Below are 18180 nucleotides of genomic sequence, written 5' to 3'. Positions count from 1 at the left end.
GAGGTCACTCCCTTTGGCTCAGTCCTTCTTGGGTGCCTCGTACGTCTTGCCGGGCAACACCGGCTCCCGGTAGGGGCTGTTCCAGGTCGCGTCGAACCACTTCGCGAGGCGGGAGGCGACCGCCGTGCCCTCCAGGATCACGCTGACGTTTCGCGACTGCGTGAAGTAGGAGCGCTCCCAGTTGCTCGTACCGATCCAGGCTGCGTCCTCGTCCGCGACGCAGAGCTTCGCGTGGGCCACGCGGGAGAACGGAACGAAGCCCTCGCTCGACTCGGGAATCACCACGAACGATACATCGATGCCCTCATTGGCGTTCAGGGACTGCAGGCCGTCGATCACGCCCTCGCGCTTGCACCAGTCGGCCACGAGCACCTGGACGCGGACGCCGCGCGCGGCGGCGGAGCGAAGCGCTCCTTCGAGTTCATGGAAGAAGCCCGGGTCGTAGCGACCGGTGGCGTCGTAGGTCAGGACCTGGACCCGCACCGTCTTCTTCGCGCCCTCGATGAGCTCCACCAGAAGGGGCAGGTCCCAGGCCATCCCGCCGGGCAAGAAATCGCGCGGGCTGCCACAGAGCGTGACGATGGTGCTCGGATCTCGGTGGTCTGCCTGATTCCCATCGAGTGAAACGCCGAGGCGACTCGCGTCAGCGCCATGGCCGCCAGCGGGCTGCGGCTCATGCCCTGCGGCCCGCCAGTCCATGTCGAAGAGGGCGGCCAGCGCCGTGGCGAACGTGGGCTCCACCACCTCGACCCCGAGCTCCTGGATCTGATCCATGGCGCGGAAGTCGAAGTTCTGGCTGCCGAGGAACGAACGCTTCGCATCGACGACCATGTACTTGGCGTGAACGATCCCACCGCCGAGCTCCCTGAAGTCGAGGAAGCGCACCTCGATGCCATCGGTGCCCGCGAGCTCGGCCGGCACCTCCGGGTAGGTCTTCTCGAAGGACTTCGAGAGGACCATGCGAACACGCACGCCGCGGGCAGCCGCCTCCTTCAGCGCCTCGATCACCGGGTTCAGCACGCTTTCTTCCGCGGTCGCCGCATAGAAGTGCGAGAGGAGGACCTCCCGCTCCGCACCGCGGATCATCTCCAGCCAGACGTCTGCCGTTTGCGGCAGGTCCTGCGCATCGAGCGTCGTCTCCGCGGGAAACGACTCGACCAGGCGAAGGGTGGCAGGCGAGCGCTCCTGGAGGGCCTCGGTCAACACCGGCAGCGACAGGATGAGCGGGACGATCGTGAGGGCGATGCGCATGGACCCAGGCTACCCGGAGACGCCTGCGAGAAGTTGCCCGCTCCGTCGCTGGAATCGGTAACCTCCCCCCCATGCGTTCAGACCTCGAAATCGCCCGCGACATCCAGCTTCGACCCATCGGCGAGATCGCCTCGGCCTACGGGATCCCCGACGACGCCTTGGAGCCCTACGGCCGCTACATGGCCAAGGTCGATCACCGGCTGGGCACGAAGGCCGAGGGGCCCGCGCGCGGCAAGTACGTGATGGTCACCGCGATCACGCCGACGCCCGCGGGCGAGGGCAAGACCGTCCACACGGTCGGTCTGTCGCTGGCCCTGAACAAGATCGGGAAGAAGGCCGCCTGCGCGATCCGCCAGCCCTCCATGGGTCCGGTCTTCGGCATCAAGGGCGGCGCCGCCGGCGGCGGCTTCAGCCAGGTCGTTCCCATGGAGGACTTCAACCTCCACCTGACCGGGGACTTCCACGCGGCGGCCGCGGCGAACAACCTGCTCTCCGCCGCGATCGACGCGTCGATCCTGCTGGACAACCCGCTCGAGATCGATCCCTTCACCGTGACCTGGCGCCGCGTCGTCGACTGCAACGACCGCGTGCTCCGCCAGATCGTCACCGGCCTCGGCGGCAAGGCCAACGGCGTCCCGATGGAGACCGGCTTCGACATCACGTCCGCGTCCGAGGTCATGGCCATCCTGGGAATGAGCGACGACCTCGCCGATGTGCGCCGCCGCCTCGGCCGGATCGTGATCGGCCAGAATCGCAAGGGCGAGCCTGTCACCGCCGACGACCTCGAGTGCGCGGGCGCCATGGCCGCGATCCTGCGCCGCGCCATCGACCCCACGATCATGCAGACCACCGAGGGCACCCTCGCGTTCGTGCACACCGGTCCGTTCGCGAACATCGCCCACGGCAACTCCTCGATCGTCGCCGACCGCGTCGCCGCTCACCACGTCGACTACCTCGTGACGGAAGCCGGCTTCGGGGCCGACATGGGCGCCGAGAAGTTCTTCGACATCAAGTGCCGCGCGTCCGGCATGCGCCCCGACGCGGTGCTGCTCGTCGCGACGATCCGCGCGCTGAAGATGCACTCCGGCCAGTTCGCGATGGTCGGCGGCAAGCTCCCGCCCGAACTCTCCGACGAGAACGTCGAGGCGGTCCGTCTCGGCTGCTCGAACCTGGAGGCTCAGGTGAAGAACGTCCGTAAATTCGGCGTCCCCGTGGTGGTCGCGATCAACCGCTTCCCCACCGATACCGCCGCCGAGATCGCGCTGGTCCAGGAGCGCGCTCTCGCCGCGGGCGCGCGCGCGGCCGAGATCTCCGAGGTCCACGGCAAGGGCGGAGCCGGCGGAGAAGCGATCGCCCGCGCGATCGTCGCCGCCGCCGAGTCCGGTGAAGCCGACTTCTCGCCGCTCTACCCCGACGACATGCTCCTCGCCGACAAGGTCAAGCGACTCGCCCACGAACTCTACGGCGCCGAGACCGTCGAGATCGCGCCTGCTGCCGCGAAGACGTTCGCCACGCTGGAGGCCCAGGGCTACGGCCACCTCCCTGTCTGCGTCGCCAAGACCCAGTACAGCCTGAGCCACGACGCGAGCCTCAAGGGCGCGCCCAGGGGATTCGCGTTCCCGGTTCGTGAAGCTCGCCTCGCTGCGGGCGCAGGATTCGTCGTGGTCTACGCGGGCACCGTCATGACGATGCCCGGTCTCGGTCGCACGCCTGCGTACAAGCAGGTCGACATCGACGAGAACGGCGAAGTCATCGGACTGTTCTAAGCCAAGCAGCCACCAGCCAATAGCCCATGGACCCCTTCGCCCTCACCGCGATCCTCCTCACGGTCGCGGCCCTGCTCGCGTTCGTCAACCGACGTTTCTTCGGCCTGCCGTCCACCATCGGCGTGATGGCGATGGCGCTCTTTGCCTCGCTCGGCATGGTGGGGATCGGTGTCGTGTCGCCGGGCTTCATCGAGCAGGTCCGCCAGCTCTTGGAGGAGGTCAACTTCAGCGACGCTCTGCTCGACGTGATGCTCGCGTTCCTGCTCTTCGCGGGCGCGCTGCACGTCAAGCTGGAGGACCTCGCGGGCCAGAAGTGGATCATCGCCGCGCTCGCGACCGTCGGGGTCGTGATCTCGACGGCCGCCGTCGGCGCCCTGTCCAAGCTTTTCCTCGACAGCATCGGCCACCCGGTCGACTGGCTGCCGTGCCTTCTCTTCGGCGCGCTCATCGCGCCGACCGACCCGATCGCCGTCCTCGGCATCCTGAAATCGGCGGGCGTCAAGAAGTCCCTCGAGACGAAGGTCACCGGGGAGTCGCTCTTCAACGACGGCGTGGGCGTCGTCGTCTTCGTCGCGCTGCTCGGCTTTGCCACGGCGGACCACGCGACCGCGCCCGGCGCGATCGCGCTGCTCTTCGTCAAAGAAGTGCTCGGTGCGCTCGTGCTCGGCGCGGTCTTCGGCACGTTCACGTACTGGCTCATGCGCCAGATCGACGACTACCTCGTGGAGGTGCTGCTGTCCCTCGCGCTCTGCGTGGGCGTCTATAGCCTCGCGGGCGCTCTGCATTCGTCCGGTCCGCTAGCGGTCGTCGTGGCGGGCCTCCTGATCGGCAACCAGGGCCGACGGAGCGCGATGTCGAGCCTGACGGTCCAGCGACTCGATGACTTCTGGGAGCTCTGCGACGAGCTGCTCAACGTCCTTCTGTTCGTCCTGATCGGCCTCGAAGTGCTGGTCATTCCCTGGAGCCACGAGCCGTTCCTGTTCGGCCTCGTCGCCATTCCGATGACGCTCCTCGTGCGCTTCGTGGCGGTAGGAGGCACGGTCAAGCTGCTCTCAGCAGGTCGCACGTTCGACCCGGGCACCGTGCGCATTCTGACCTGGGGCGGCCTCCGCGGCGGTATCTCGATCGCGCTCGCGCTGATCCTGAGGGAGGGCCTGGGCGAGACCGCCGATATCTTCCTCACGGCCACCTACGTCGTCGTGGTGTTCTCGATCGTGGTCCAGGGTCTGACCGTCGGCCGCCTCGCGGCCCGCATCGATCGCCAGACCGCCGAGATCGCAGCGGCGGCACGGTGACCTCCGGGAGAAGGGACAAAAGGCCGGAGAATCTCCGTCCCATCCTCAAAAACTTCGTCTGGTTCGTCGATGGAACCTCTGCATGCCTGCGAGGATCAACCGATGAGCCAAGAACGACGCGACCTGACCCTCTACGCCCGACTCTCACGCCTCGGCGCTGGCCCCGACAGTCCACGGGTCGTCCGGACGCTCGTCGAGATCCCCAAGGGCTCGTGCAACAAGTACGAGATGGACGAGGAGACCGGCCTGATCCGCCTCGACCGCAATCTCTCGACGTCCAACGTCTATCCCGGCGATTACGGCTTCATCCCCGGGACGCTGTCGGAGGACGGGGATCCACTCGACGTGCTGATCGCGGTCAACGAGCCCACGTTCCCTGGCTGCTTGATCGACGCACGGGTGATCGGCGTCTTTTTCATGGTCGACGGCGGCGACGGGGACGAGAAGATCATCGCCGTGCCGAACCGCGACCCGCACTTCGCGGAGATCACGGACATCGGGGACATGCCGGCGCACTTCAAGCGGCACGTCGAGCACTTCTTCATGACCTACAAGGAGCTCGAAGGCGGCGACACGGCGAGCCGTGGGTGGGGTGACCGGGAGGCCGCCCGGAAGATCGTCGTGGAAGCGCTGGCGAGCTACGCGGCGAAGGCATTGGAAGGGCGAGACGCGCCGGCAGCGATCTGAGATCGCCCGACGGAATTCTACTGGGTTAGTTTCCAGGAAACTTACACCTTGGCCATGGGCTGGATGGTGCAATGGAGGAGTTCCGTTCTCCGAACCAGGCATCACCCATCCGATCCATGCGCTCGACTCGCCCTCCATTCCGCCTCCTCGCCCTCTTCACGCTCCTCGGAGCAGCCTCGACCGCCCAGGCCCAGGTGGGCGCCGACGACTTCGAGATCGGCAACCCGAACGACTGGGGCCTCGAGTTCACGGCGTCCGGCACGCACAGTGCTACCGGCGGCAATCCGGGCGGAAGACTGGAGATCATGGTCTCCAACGCGGCGTCGAACCTTCCGGCCGCGATGATCGTTCCGGCCTCTGCGACCCAGCCCTACCGAGGCAACTTCCGCGCTCTCGGCGTGGGCGGCTTCCGCTTCGATCGCCAGGTCGAGTCGGGTTCGGCCAACTTCGGCACGCTGCCCTTCCTCGTCCTCGCCAACGACGGCGGCACGCCCAACAGCTTCGCGGATGACGCCTGGGTCTTCGTCCACACGGGCGACAACTTCCAGTTCGGCTTCGTGCCGTGGGCGACGATCAGTACGCCCATCCCCTCCAACGAGGCCACTCTGCCCGCAGGCTGGTCCGCGGCGGCGCTGCCCAGCAGCCCGTGGAGCACGTTCAGCGACGACGATCTCTGGGATTCCGTGATCCGCGACGTCTCGTACGTCGGCATCGCCATGAATCGCCCGTGGGGTGGCGCTGGCTGGTTCGGAAGCCACGTCCTGAGCCTCGACAACTTCGTGCTCGATAGCGGTGGAAGCGTCGGCATCCAGTTCTGCGGCACGGCGGCCGTCAACTCGGCGGGTCTGAGCGGCGAGATCCGGGCGCTCGGCAGCGATGTGCTCGCCGTCAACCAGATGACCCTGAGCGCCACCTCGCTCCCGAACTTCTCGTTCGGCTTCTTCATCAACAGCTCCGCCCAGGGCTTCGTGATGAACCCGGCCGGAAGTGCGGGCAACCTGTGCCTGAGCGGCGCGATCGGTCGCTACGTCGGCCCCGGCCAGATCCAGAACTCCGGCGCCATGGGCGAGATTCAGCTACCGATCGACCTGACCAGCGTGCCGACCCCGACCGGCTTCATCTCGCTCGGCGTGGGCGATACCAGGAACTTCCAGGCCTGGTATCGCGATAGCAGCCCGAGCGGCCCCACGTCGAACTTCACGAACGGCGTCGCGGTCACGATTCAATGAGCTAGGAGTCTGCCCTTTTCCAAGGAGGGCGAATCGATCGAGAATGGATCGATACACTCGGGTCGCACCGGGGTAGTTCCCGACGACCATGCTGACTTCCATCGCCCTCGCCGCGTTCTCGCTCCTTCATGGCGGTGCCTATCCAGGGCCGCCGTCAAGTCCTGGGCCAGCCTCGCCTCCTCCGCCGGGGATGAGCCCTCCCGCAGCGGGTCCCGGAAGCCCCGGCGCCACGGTCCCTGGCCCGCCCGCGGCCCCAGGCGTCTCCCTGGGCGGCGGCGCGGCGCCCGACACGGGGGAACTCGACTGGACACGCTGGTGGAACTTCGAGCGCGACCGCTACCTCGGCCTCCACGACCTCGAACTCGATGGACCCCTCTCCGGAGGCAAGTCGACGCGGGCCCCACGACAATCGCTGATGCCGCCGCGCTCGAGGGTCGAAGGCGACATTCTCCCGCGGCTGCTGGAAGTTCTGGAGACGGAGCGGGACGACAGCATGGTGTCGGCCGCCCTCATCGCGGTCGCGCGCATCGGAAGCGGCGAGCGCCGCGATCTGGCGATTCGGGTCGGCGTGGCGATCAAGGAGAAGCTCAGCGCGAAGTCCCAGGAGATCTCGGAGACCGCGGCGCTCAGCCTCGGAATCCTCGGCGAAGACGCCGCGCTCCAGCCGCTCCTGGACCTTCTCGCGTCGAGCGAGGAAGGCGGCCGGCTCGTCGGCAAAACGGTCGTGCCGGTGCGCACGAGTGCCTTCGCAGCGTTCGGTCTCGGGCTGATGGCTCACGAGCGCGACGAACCTGCGCTGCGACAGCGGATCGCCGCCGCGCTCATGGAAGCGATGGCTGCCGATCATCGTTCGAATGAAATCCCGACCGCGGCCGCACTCGCCATCGGACTGTGCCCGGTTCCCGACAAGCTGACCGTTCCGGACAGGGCCACGAGAGCCTCGACGCATGCGCACGACGTCGTCGCGCGCGAGGCGCAGGTGCGCTGGCTCGTGGAACGACTCGATCCGGAACGCAGTCGCGGTCGCGGGGACCTGCTCCCGCGGCTCGCGCGCGTGCACGGAATCACCGCGCTCGGCCGACTAGGCAGCGATGCGCCGCCGCACGTTCGGGAGCGGGTGATTCGGACGCTGCTGGGTGTCGCGACGTCCGGTGACAGCTCGGTTCACCTTCGAACCGCCGCCTGGATCGGTCTTGGGGAAGTGCTCACGGCGGGGAGCAGCTCCCTCGATCGGGAGGGTATGCGGACCCTCATGGAGGCGCTCAAGACCGGAAACGTTCTGGAGCAGCACTTCGCTGGCATCGCGCTGGCGCTGGCCACGTCGCGGGAGGGATCGGACCCGTTGCCCACCGAAGCCGCCGCCGACGATGGAACCGTGGATGCGGCCAAGGGCGACCGCTGGGCCGGGCTCGAGACGGGCCGCCGCGCTCTCCTGCAGCGGCTCGCCCGCGGCCGGGCGGATTCGCTGCCGTGGTTCTCACTCGCCCTCGGCATCCAGAACTGGCATCTCCAGCGCGCGGGACAGTCGAACCATCCGGTCGCGGCGTTGACGCTGCGTGATCGCGTCCGAAACGAGCGAAGCGCCGCGTTCATCGGCGCCTACGGCATCGCCTGCGCGCTGGCCCACGAAGGGAGTGACGAGGAGAGCCGGAGCCGAGCGGGCGACCAGATCCATGGCGCTTTTCGACGGACGAAGGATCCTCTCGCCCGCGGCCAGCTCGCCATCGCGCTCGGGCTCCTCGACCATGAGCCCGCGCGCGAGGACCTTCATCAGCTGATGGAGACGTCGCGGTTCCAGCCGGAGCTTCTCTGGAGCGCCTCCGTCGCGCTCGTGCTGATCCAGGACCCGACCGTCGTGCCCACGCTGATCGACACGCTGAAGAAGGCGCGCAGCGCCTCGGGCCGCGGCGCCGCGGCGGCCGCCCTCGGCCGCGTGGGCGACGCGCGCGCGGCCACGCCGCTCCTGGAACTCCTCGACGACGAGAGCCAGCCCACGGCGGCCCGCGCGTTCGCCATCGTGGGACTGGGGCTCCTTTGCGAGGAGTCGCCGCTACCCTGGCGAACGCCCGTGGCCCACGCGAATCCCTACTTCGCCGTGACGGAAACGCTCACCGGGAACGGCCGCGGCCTGCTCGATCTAAATTGAGAGCCTGAGCAAGAACGGCTCAGGTTCTGGCGCATCCGCGTCATCGATCCGACGGAAAGATGAGCGTCCCCAGTCGTTCCGTCCAAGGTCCGGCAACGCAGCTACGGAGCAAAACAGGCGAAACTAATGCGACGAACTTTTGATTCGGGGCACCAGGCCCGCGGCAAGGATCTCGGTCGCCTTCGCCGTCGGATGAACGTCCTTGGCATGCATCCTCCACGGTTTCGGATCACCGCGATAGCCGTCAAGGAATTGAGAGACGCGCAGAGCTTCGATGCCGCGCTTCCGGAGAGCGTCCTGCATGGTGTCCGCAAGCCTGGCCTGGGGGTCGTCCAGGAGGACATGGAAGCTGCAGCCAGGAAAGCGCTCGTGTACTTCGTCCTGAGCGGTCGCGACGATGCCAGCCCAGCGCTCGAGGTCCATCGAGGTCGTCTTCGGTTGCGTTCTCATGGTTCGCCTTCGAATCCAGGAGATCGACGCCAGACCCGTGGTTCCGGGCGCAGGCAAGGGGTGGCCCGGAAGGTCAGCGAAGGTCCCGACCTCCTTCACTCGCCCCCCATGATCTGATTCGTAGAGGGGCCCTGCCTTGTCCCATGACCTCAGACCGGCCGCTCGCACGATGTGATCGGGAATCGCCCAGTAGAGCGCCGCCTTCGGCGGCGGGATGGGCATCGCCTCGATGCGACCCGATCGACATCGAGCCAGCATCTGATGCGCCCCCTGGCCGTGCAGCCCGAAGTTGATGACGCGCAAGCGGCCCCCGAGTTCCGCCTGAAGGCGCGCTGGGAGAGTCTCGTCCTCCGCCAGCCCTTCGCCCATCATGAAGGATCCTCCGAAGCAGAGCAGGCTGCCCGTTGGCGACGCGCCGTCCACTGCAGGAACTCGCCGCGTGCCGAACTCGTCGAAAACGTACTCCGTGCCGTAAACCTGAGTCGAGCCGTCCCAGAGCTCGACGCTGGCTCGGGCACCTGCCAGCGCCGTATAGCCGAGATCGGGATCGTCGACGATGTAGGCCTGATAGCTAGGCGGCCGACGCTCCAGTTCAGAAGGGCGTGTGGCCCAGTACCCGACTTCGACGGCACCGGCGAAGGCGAGCAGGAATCCGAGGTTCATCAGAATCTTACCCGCGGCGCTCCGGCGCCTCGACCAGCCGAACCACAGCAGGGGCACGCCGACGGCGAGAAGGCTCCAGCCCAGAATGGCCCATTCGATCACCCACGTGGGTGGGGTCAACAGGAAGATGTAGGGAGGCGGAATGCAGCGCATGCGCGATAGCGTTGGAGACTCGAACGAGTCCGAGAGAGCAGGCGATTCGAAGAGTTCAGGAAGCCCGGAGAAACGGATACCCATGAGTGACAGCAAGCAGGCACCCAGCCCCATTCTGCCCGCCGATCGCGAGGCTTTCGAGCGCGATGGCTACGTTCACGTCACCGGTCTCCTGAACGAGGCAACGCTCGCGGAACTCGAAGTCACGTACATGCGATTCCTGCGCGGCGAGATTCCGGTGGAGGGGCGCGACTTCTGCGACATGGCGGCGGAGTACCAGACGGGCGGTAGCTCGGCCGACGATCGCTTGACGGCGGTTGACAGGCTCGACGTGCTCAACGTTATGCTGCCGCGGCGCTATCTCCCAGAGTGGCGCGGCAATGCCTACGAGCGCGCGGCGGCCGAGGTCGCGCGCGCGCTCCTTCCGAGCGCGACCGAACTCGACTACGACCAGCTCGTCGCGAAGCCTCCGCGCCGCCCCGGCGCCGTGTTCCACTGGCACCAGGACCTGGCGTACTGGCCCGCGACCCCCGATCCCGAGACGGTCACGGTCTGGCTCGCGCTCGATGACACGGGCGACGACAACGGCTGCCTCAACTTCGTGCCCGGCAGTCATCTCGAGCCGGAGCTTCGGCCCCACGTGCCGCTCCACGGAGACCGGGACACGTCGCACACGATCGTCGCCCATATCGATGAGGCCAAGGACCACGTCGTGCCGGCCCCCATCCGCCGGGGCGATGCGCTCTGCTTCCGCGAACGCATCCTGCACGGATCGGGCGGCAACACGAGCGATCGCTGGCGCCGCGCCTACGTCGTGGCGTATCGAAGTCGTGCCACGGTAGAGGCAGAGCGCGCGATGGGCTTCACCCACAGCCACGGCGACGACCTGGCGGTGCTGGAAAAGGTGAGCGGGCTGCGTTCGTCTTGAGGCTCAGGTCCGGTGGGCCCGGCCTTCTGAATGCCTACCTCGAAACGTGAACTTCGACGGTTTCACCGGTGCTCACGACGACGCTGCGCTCCTCACGGTGGACCTCCAGGCTCTTCCCCCCATCCGATTCAAGTAGCACGAGCTCCACCCGGTACGCGCCCGCAGGAACGCACCAGCTGGTCTCTCGCCAGGACTCCCAACCGTTGGTTCCGAGGCATTCGTCGTTCCGAAGCAGTGTCGCGATGAGGAAGGTGCCAGCCTCTCCGTTGACCAGCTGAATCGTTCCGCCCGGTGCGATTCGCACGCGCACGTCGTCGGCGTGCTCGCCGGCTCCCAGCGTGATTCCCTCAACGATCCCTGCTCGCCCGTCCTGGGTGGAAGCTCGGACAGCAAAGCGGCCTGGAGCGAGGCCATCGACGGTCGTGACCGTCTGGTACTCTCGGCCGGAGCGCATGGACCCTTCCGACGAGACCGTGAAGATCGCCTGCACAGGCTGGCCCGATTCGTCATCGAAGCCCCGCATGGTGATCGCGCATCCGTCTTTGACGCGGAGAACGACGCCGGAAGTGCCGGCAGGAACGGTGACCTCTTCCGAGGGCGCGATCAGGGCAGGGCCGGCGTTCGAGCCGGAGGTCATCACGCGGAGAATCACGTCTCCGCGCGGCAAGGGTCCAATCCGAAACGTGCCATCGTAGGCGGGCGACGCGGAGGTGATGACTCCGGATGCGTCGATGCGTGCAAAGACGCGGGCCTCGTGAACCGGAACCTGGCCGTTCATGACGACCCCCTCGACGTAGAGACCGCGCTGGAGGCAAAGGGTCACGTCCACGTCGCCGCGCTCCGGCACCTCGACCGTCTGCGCCAGTCGAACGTGGGGATCGCTCTCCTCTGCCACCGTGCTACTGGCGACCGCGCCGAGATACCAGAGCCCCGCCTGGACGTCGGCGAACTCGAAGCTGCCGTCCGCTGCGCTGCGCGCCGTCGAGGTCGTCGTCCAATAGGGCTTCACGAGCCCCTGGTGAGCGACATGGGACGCGTAGAGCCCCACGTCGATGTCCGAAATCGGAGCCCCCTCACCGTCCACCACTCGCCCGAGAATCGTCGCTCCTGACCCGGCGGTCAAGTGGAGCTCACGGGCCTCGCCGGGTTCCAGGGTCATGGCTTCCGGGACCACCAGGATCGATGGACCATCGCCCGCCGGACGGACGGAAACGGACAGGCTGCATCGGGGCGGGAGGCCCCGCAGCTCGAAAAGGCCGCCGGGTTGGACCACGGAAGTCCATTCCGGATCCAACATCCAGATCATCGTCCCCGCGGGCCAATCTTTCGCCAGCTGGTAGGCGCGTGTAGTCACCATAACCCGCGCAGGCTCCTCGAGCCCCTCGACCGAACCGAAGAGACTGGCCGACTGATGCAGGCGGATCACCTGAGGGGTCGCGGGGTCCCTCTCGTGCAGCTGGACGAGAGCAGGCCCCGTGAACTCGGAGAGCAAGGCGACCGGCCTCGCATCGACACCCGCGGGTGCCTTCACTCGAAACCGGCCCGAGGCGTCCGTCGTCGCGAGCAGCTTTCCATCGAACGAGATGTTCTTTTGCCGTGACGACGATCCTCGGACCTCCACTCCTTCCAGCGGAACTCCCGTCTCGGCCGCGACGGCGACGCCCGAGAACCACGTGAGCGGCTCAACGGAGGGCCTGACGGCAGCGTCCGGCTCGGCGGCGAATCGTAAGCGCTCCGGCATGGCCGCAGGAGCTGGTTCCGACCGCGTGACGATTCGCTCCGCTACCTCGGCGACCGGTTCCACGGGAACGAGTTCAGAGGCTCTTTCGACAGAGAGGAACTGGGACGCCACGGGTTCCGCGGCCAGCGCTGATCCATGGTCACGTGCCACAGGCCCGATTCGCAGCAGGAAGCACGCGACGGCGAACGCCACCGTCACGAGGGCGAGTAGCGCTCGGCGATCTCGAAGCTGGTTCACGCGCATCCCGTGATCGTACCGCGTGGGACTCGCCTCCGCAGGTGCCGCCGATTGACGTAGAATCCTGTGAGTCCATTTTCTCCCCCTTCCTCCACGTCATGCGCCACCCCGCTCCGTTGGCCGTCGCCGCCGCCCTTGTCGGTTCCGCCGTCGTCGCTTCGCTCGTCCTCACCTCAGGCGCCTGGCTCACGGCGGAGGCGCCGCTGAAGGCCGCCGTCGTCACGGGCGAGGGCTGGACCGAGCTCTCCCTCAAGGACTTCGTCAACGTCAACGGGGACGAGACCACCTGGAAAGAGGTCGACGGAGAGATTCAATGCTCGGGCCGCCCGATCGGTGGTGCGCGGACGCTGGAGACGTACGAGAACTTCGAGATGGTGCTGGAGTGGAAGCACACGGTCGCCGCCGGGAACTCGGGCGTGTTCCTGTGGTGCCCGGAGTCGGCGTTCACGGACCTCCCGCCCGGATCCCTCCCGCGCAGTGGCATCGAGGTCCAGGTGCTGGACCTTGGCTATGAGGTCAACCATCTCGCGAGAAACGGCCAGCACTCGGACTGGTTCACGAGCCACGGCGACGTGTTCCCTGTGGGCGCTTCGAAGATGAAGCCCTTCACGCCGGAGATCGACTACCTCGCCGAGGACGGAACGAGCTACCACGTCGGGACACCGGACGGCATTCGGTCTTTCCCGACGAAGCGGCTGAGCCACGACGTCGGTGAATGGAATCACTACTACATCCGCGCCATCAACGGAGAGGTTCGACTCTGGGTCAACGGAGAGGAAGTCACGGGCGGAAACCAGTGCGAACCGGCGACGGGCTACCTGGCGCTGGAAGCGGAAGGCGCGCCCGTCGTCTTTCGAAACCTGAGGATCCGCCGCCTGCCTTAGAGATCTGGATCCAGGCCGACCGTTTCACTCCAGGTCGTCGAGGTCGTTCGACATACGAAACGACCTGGCCGCCGAGGAAACCTGGGCCTCCAGTCGATCGATCACGTGGGTCTGCGTCCAATCCTCGAGGCGCGACTCGGCGCGATCCCAGAGCGCCGACCGCTCCAGCCCGAGCAGTCGCGCATGCCAGGGCACGAGGTCCGTTCTCAGAAGCGAGTGCCTGGAAAGCTCTCCCTTGAGCTCGTCGACGACCGCGATCGCGGCCTTCTGATAGCAGTGCACCGCAGCATAGAGCCATTCGAACACCTTGTTCAGATAGTCGTGCAAGTCAGCGCGCGTGGCGGGATCGTGGCGCTGAACCAGGAGTTCCGCCATGTGCTGGCGGAAGTTCTTGTCCGCATCGGGGAGGGCGGTGTGGTGACTCGGCTCCTTCGTCAGGCCACCCGCGATCTTGGAGATGATCCTCTCGGCGTTGCGGATGAACTGGAACGCCTCGTAGATGTAGAGGTCAGTCGCCGTGGAGTCTGCGGGCACCTCGGTCTTCTCGAAGTCGTCGGCGACGAGCGTTCCCAGGAGCGGAAGTTCATCGTCGCGGACGAGCTTCCCGGGGCGGGCACTCCCTCCAGCCACCTCCCTGGAGAGCGAGAGAACGGCTGACGCCATCGCTGCGGCCATTCCGTCCTCCGCCGATAGCTTCGGCTCGACGACCAGCGCGTGCCCTCCGAGGGAGAACGATCGACCCACCAGAAGCGTGGGCCCTTCGATCCGCTTACCACCAACGAACGTACCGTTCCTCGACCCGACGTCCTCGATCATGGAACCCGCAAAGAGACGCGCGTGACGGGCGCTCACGAACGACTGCGTGAGCACGATGTCGTTCTCTTCGCTTCGGCCGATCGTCACGACAGGAGACTGGTCGGCTCCGGGCACGCGAACCAGGATCGGCGCGTGGCCCTCTTCGGTGATCGATAGCTGCATGGGAAAAAGGCGGGCGCCCGAGTCTATCGACTCCGCCCCTCGCCCGGAACGTCGGGGCCACCCCGCTGAAGCAGGAGTCCGATCTGCTCGATCACCCCATCTCGTTCCTGCCCCTCGGCGCCCACGAGTTTCTCCAGGAGCTCGAGGATCTCCGGAAGGCCCTCTTCGCCGTTCCGGTCGATCCAGTGGCCTTCAGCCTCCCGCCCAGGCTGCTCCGAAATGAACGTTCCACGGAACGGCTCGGGCGGAGACAACACTCGATGAAAGCCTGCGCCTGCCAGCACGAGGCCGACGACGATCAGCGCGGCTGCGCTCGGTCGACGCCGAGCCCACCGGAGCGTGCTGCGCAAGGGACTGGCGACCCAGTCCTTGCCCACTCGGCCCTCCAGGAAGGCGAGGACCTCGTTCGCCATCTCCGTCACCGAACCGTGGCGTTGCGCTGGTTCGTGAGCCATGGCTCGCGTCACGATCCTGCGCAGCGCCGCCGGAGCGTGGGGCGCGACTCGATCGATCGACTCGGGCCCGCGACCGCTGCGGTGCGCTTCGAGGATCGTCAGAAGACCCGGAAGAACTCCCTTCTCCATGAAGGGCGGCGATCCGGAGAGGATGTGGTAGAGGATCGCGCCGAGGCCGTAGATGTCGCTCGCGCGCCCCACGGCCTCCAGATCACCGAGCGCCTGCTCGGGCGACATGTAGGTGGCCGTCCCGATCGCGTCGCCGTGGTCCGTGATCCCATCGGCTGGAGCGGACGCGAGCTCCGGCCCCTCCGGTACCTCGGCGAAACGGGTGAGCGCCATGTCCGCGAGCGACCCATCGCGCTCCACCTTCTTCAAGAGGCCCCAGTCCATCACGTAGACCTCCCCGTACTTGCCCACCATGATGTTGGCCGGCTTGAGGTCGCGGTGGATGACTCCCTTCGCGTGGGCGTAGGCGAGAGCTTCGCTGGCCTTGATGAGGACGCCGAGCGTCCGCGTGAGCGTCCAGGATGCGCTGCGACCCTTCATCAGCTCGATGACCTGGCCGAGGGTCTTGCCCTTGACGAGCTTCATCGTGAAGTAGGGGCGGCCCGTCGACGTCATCCCGAAGTCGTGGAGTGGCACGATTCCTGGGTGATCCAGCTGAGCCGTCAGCTGGGCTTCGTGCAGGAAGCGTGCCTGGGCGCGGCGCCTCATGCCGGCCTCCACGCCGCTATCGGGATCCACGAACTTCTTGTGCAGGAGTTTCAGAGCGACCTGGCGCGCCAGATCTTCGTCCCACGCGCGGTACACCGAGCCAGCGCCGCCCTTGCCCAGCTGAGTCCAGTCGGACGTAAGCCCGGTCAGATGGTACTTTCCGAACGAAAGCCTGCGATTCCGGGCCTTCTCCATGGTCGCGCGCGCGCGCTGCTCGGTCGCTTTGCCAGGCAGTCGAGCGGCGTCCTGGATTTCGGTGCGCGCGGTGTCCACGCGCCCCTCGAAGGCCAGGCCGCCCGCCGCCGCCCCCTCCTCTTCCGCTATCTGCCGGGCCCCGACATCGAGCCTGCGGATGCGCTTCAGATAGGTCGCCAGCAGGGGCTGCCTTGCGCACAGCTTCTCGAAGGCCTGAAGGTCCGAGGCCTGGTGCCCGGCGACGCGCCAGTCGGCATAGACCTCACCGGCGTCTTCGAGGAGCTGATCTTCACGGTCGTCCATCGCGATTCAGGCATTCGCGCCGTGTTCGAGGTCCGACAGCTCCACGCGCAGCGCCGCGGCCTCGCGATAGAGGCGCCGGGCGTCCTCCATCCCGGCCAACGCACCCAGCTTCCCCGCGGCCTCCGCGGGAACCTCCAGGACCTCCATGATGAGACGCCTGGCCTGCTCGGCCACCTGCTTCCTGGCCGATCCGATCCGGTCCACCGAGTCCTCCCCGCCCGTTCCGTTTCTCGCCAGCGCCGCTTCGATCGCGGCCCGACGTTCCAGCGTGCGGAACCTCGCCGCCTCCTGGTGCTCGATGGCCGCCGTCCAGGCTTCCTCGGCAACCTTCGCGGCCGCTGCGGCTTCCTCCAAGGAGGCGCTCGCCGCTGCGAGCGCAGCCTCGCGTCGCTCGATCTCGACGGTGCAGTGATGCAGCGAGATCGACCACTGCTTCCACACGGCCACGTGGCCGACGGCCCGGGGAGGATCGGCTTCGGGCTCGGCGGCGAGTTCCTCCGTGAGCGACCTGAGCGTATCGCGCAGGGAACCCTTGAGTTCACGGTAGAGCTGGGTGAACGCTTCCGCCTTTTCCTGACGCGCCCGGCTGACGAACTCGAGCCTGAGCGCCGCAGCTTCCGCTGTGGCACGAGCGTCGGCTTCCGCTCTTTCGAGCGGAGCGAGCTCCTCCCAGGGAGCCTGAGTCAAGCCAGGCCGTTCGGCCTCCAGCGCGAGCAGCGCCTTCAAGAAACCCGGACCGCCCGGGAGCTCCTCCAGCGCGAGCGCCGCGTGCCGCTCCAGCACGGCCGAGGTCAGATCCTCGACGCGGGAATCAAGTCGATAGCAAACTTCGCCGAGACGTCGACTCCGCTCCTGGATCCTCTCGATGAGCACGCGGATCTCCGGCGGCTTCGAAGCAGGGACCTTGACCGGCTGGGGCAAGGGTGCGCGATGGACCGTGGACGCCAGGTCGGGCACGTCGACCTCTAGCGTCTGCGCGAGCCCTGGGGCGTCGCTTCCACTCGTCGTAGGAAGCGCGCGATTCACCTGCAGAGTCAGGTGCAGCTGCACCGAACGGTGCGAGCTGCCCCTCCGAGGACGCCCCAGTTCCACCACATCGCCGTCTCGGACCGCCTGGAGACCGGTCACCCTCATCCCGTTCAGGTACGTCCCGTTGGTCGACTCCCTGTCCTCGACGCACCAGCGATCGCTCTCGTACGCGAAGCGCAGGTGGAATCCAGACACCACCTTGAGACCCTCGCCGTCGATCACGATATCGTTCTGGGGACGCCGTCCTACCCGCACCTCGCCGGGCTCGAACGTCCGCACTTCGGCCGCGCCTCCGCCAACGTGCACGGCGACCTGAAGCTGGTTCGCGCTAGAAGCCATCGGGAAACCGTCGCGCCAGCTTCACGGACAGGGCGGCGCGGGCGCGAATGTGTTTGGTCTGCGCTGCACCCGTCGTCGGCAGGCCGGTCACCTCCACGATGGTGACCCAGTCCGCCTGGGCATAGTCGCGGAGAAGGATCATTTCTCGGTAGTCGTCGCTCAGCTGCCCCACGCACTCGTCGACGATGGAGCGGATTTCCTCGCGCCACGCCTTGCCCTCGGGCAAGGTCTCGTCCGAGGCTGGATCGAATCCCTGTTCGCTGAATCCGAGCAGGTCGTCGAGACGGGCGAGGCGGCTGTGATCACGCTTGCTCGCGTTGACGTGGGTATAGGCGTCGCTGATCTGACGCTCCGCGATTCTCGCCAGCCAGGCGATGATCCCGGATTCATGGCGCAGTTCGAATCCACCGAACTTGTCGTGCGCCTTGACGAACGTGTTCTGCACAAAATCCATCGAGTCCATCTGGGACGCCTGCCGGAGCTGCTTTCCGAGGCGCATCCGGACGATTCGTCGGAGCGGCTCCTGAAAGTACTGGAAGAGCTGATTCAGCGCGTCGGGGTCGCCTTCCTGCGCGCGCTTCGCCACGGGCATGATGCCGCTGAGCGGAGGGCGCCCGTCGAAGCTCTGCTCCAGGGGATCGGTGATTTCGTCGGACTCTTGACTCATGGCCGGTAGGTACAAGTCGGCAAGCAGGACGCGCAGCCCGCTGGAGCCGCGCCTTCCGGAGAGGAGG

General features: G+C 67.0%; 14 protein-coding genes. 7 read left to right on the top strand and 7 right to left on the bottom strand.

The genetic code is table 11. From position 1 onward, the window contains the following. Window positions 1-18 precede the first annotated feature (18 nt). Window positions 19-1251, bottom strand: coding sequence for a phospholipase D-like domain-containing protein (locus Poly30_RS00460; RefSeq protein WP_145194057.1), 1233 nt, complete (start codon window positions 1249-1251; stop codon window positions 19-21). Window positions 1252-1322: 71 nt separating this feature from the next. On the opposite strand from Poly30_RS00460, the gene Poly30_RS00455 reads away from it, so the two are divergent. From Poly30_RS00455 to Poly30_RS00435, 5 genes are all read left to right on the top strand, one after another. Beyond that, window positions 1323-3017, top strand: coding sequence for a formate--tetrahydrofolate ligase (locus Poly30_RS00455; protein WP_145194056.1), 1695 nt, complete (start codon window positions 1323-1325; stop codon window positions 3015-3017). Window positions 3018-3043: 26 nt separating this feature from the next. Further along, window positions 3044-4312, top strand: coding sequence for a cation:proton antiporter (locus Poly30_RS00450; protein ID WP_145194055.1), 1269 nt, complete (start codon window positions 3044-3046; stop codon window positions 4310-4312). 102 nt (window positions 4313-4414) lie between these two features. Next, window positions 4415-4999 carry an inorganic diphosphatase gene (locus Poly30_RS00445; RefSeq protein WP_145194054.1) on the top strand — a complete coding sequence of 195 codons (585 nt, stop codon included), beginning with the start codon at window positions 4415-4417 and terminating at the stop codon, window positions 4997-4999. A gap of 116 nt (window positions 5000-5115) precedes the next feature. Beyond that, window positions 5116-6228 (top strand): hypothetical protein, encoded by a 1113-nt coding sequence (locus Poly30_RS00440; RefSeq protein ID WP_145194053.1) that lies wholly within the window; start codon window positions 5116-5118, stop codon window positions 6226-6228. A gap of 190 nt (window positions 6229-6418) precedes the next feature. Next, on the top strand, window positions 6419-8374 hold the full coding sequence (locus Poly30_RS00435; RefSeq protein ID WP_145194052.1) for a HEAT repeat domain-containing protein: 1956 nt from the start codon (window positions 6419-6421) through the stop codon (window positions 8372-8374). 123 nt (window positions 8375-8497) lie between these two features. Here the strand turns inward: Poly30_RS00435 and Poly30_RS00430 are convergent, their stop codons facing one another. Next, window positions 8498-9724 carry a hypothetical protein gene (locus Poly30_RS00430; protein WP_145194051.1) on the bottom strand — a complete coding sequence of 409 codons (1227 nt, stop codon included), beginning with the start codon at window positions 9722-9724 and terminating at the stop codon, window positions 8498-8500. On the opposite strand from Poly30_RS00430, the gene Poly30_RS00425 reads away from it, so the two are divergent. Then, window positions 9723-10568, top strand: coding sequence for a phytanoyl-CoA dioxygenase family protein (locus Poly30_RS00425; RefSeq protein ID WP_145194050.1), 846 nt, complete (start codon window positions 9723-9725; stop codon window positions 10566-10568). The two genes, Poly30_RS00430 and Poly30_RS00425, sit on opposite strands and share 2 nt — an antisense overlap. 34 nt (window positions 10569-10602) lie before the next feature. Here Poly30_RS00425 and Poly30_RS00420 read toward each other — a convergent pair whose 3' ends face one another. Continuing rightward, window positions 10603-12546, bottom strand: a complete 1944-nt coding sequence (locus Poly30_RS00420) for a carboxypeptidase-like regulatory domain-containing protein (RefSeq protein WP_145194049.1) — start codon at window positions 12544-12546, stop codon at window positions 10603-10605. Window positions 12547-12644: 98 nt separating this feature from the next. On the opposite strand from Poly30_RS00420, the gene Poly30_RS00415 reads away from it, so the two are divergent. Beyond that, window positions 12645-13430: a 3-keto-disaccharide hydrolase gene (locus Poly30_RS00415; protein WP_145194048.1), complete on the top strand. Its 786-nt coding sequence runs from the start codon at window positions 12645-12647 to the stop codon at window positions 13428-13430. Window positions 13431-13454: 24 nt separating this feature from the next. Here the strand turns inward: Poly30_RS00415 and Poly30_RS00410 are convergent, their stop codons facing one another. Genes Poly30_RS00410 through Poly30_RS00395 form a run of 4 tightly spaced genes read right to left on the bottom strand, consistent with a single transcriptional unit; the run spans window position 13455 to window position 18113 of the window. Beyond that, on the bottom strand, window positions 13455-14408 hold the full coding sequence (locus Poly30_RS00410; protein WP_145194047.1) for an FHA domain-containing protein: 954 nt from the start codon (window positions 14406-14408) through the stop codon (window positions 13455-13457). Between the two features lie 23 nt (window positions 14409-14431). Beyond that, window positions 14432-16078, bottom strand: coding sequence for a serine/threonine-protein kinase (locus Poly30_RS00405; RefSeq protein WP_145194046.1), 1647 nt, complete (start codon window positions 16076-16078; stop codon window positions 14432-14434). Between the two features lie 6 nt (window positions 16079-16084). Beyond that, on the bottom strand, window positions 16085-17446 hold the full coding sequence (locus Poly30_RS00400) for an FHA domain-containing protein (protein WP_145194045.1): 1362 nt from the start codon (window positions 17444-17446) through the stop codon (window positions 16085-16087). Continuing rightward, window positions 17436-18113, bottom strand: a complete 678-nt coding sequence (locus Poly30_RS00395) for an RNA polymerase sigma factor (protein ID WP_145194044.1) — start codon at window positions 18111-18113, stop codon at window positions 17436-17438. The genes Poly30_RS00400 and Poly30_RS00395 overlap by 11 nt, the downstream gene beginning before the upstream one ends. Window positions 18114-18180: the final 67 nt, after the last annotated feature.

This window comes from Saltatorellus ferox (genome assembly GCA_007751475.1).
Taxonomy (GTDB): Bacteria; Planctomycetota; UBA1135; order UBA1135.
The sequence above is the reverse complement of the archived record's forward strand: the minus strand, read 5'-3'. Positions and strand labels throughout refer to the sequence as shown.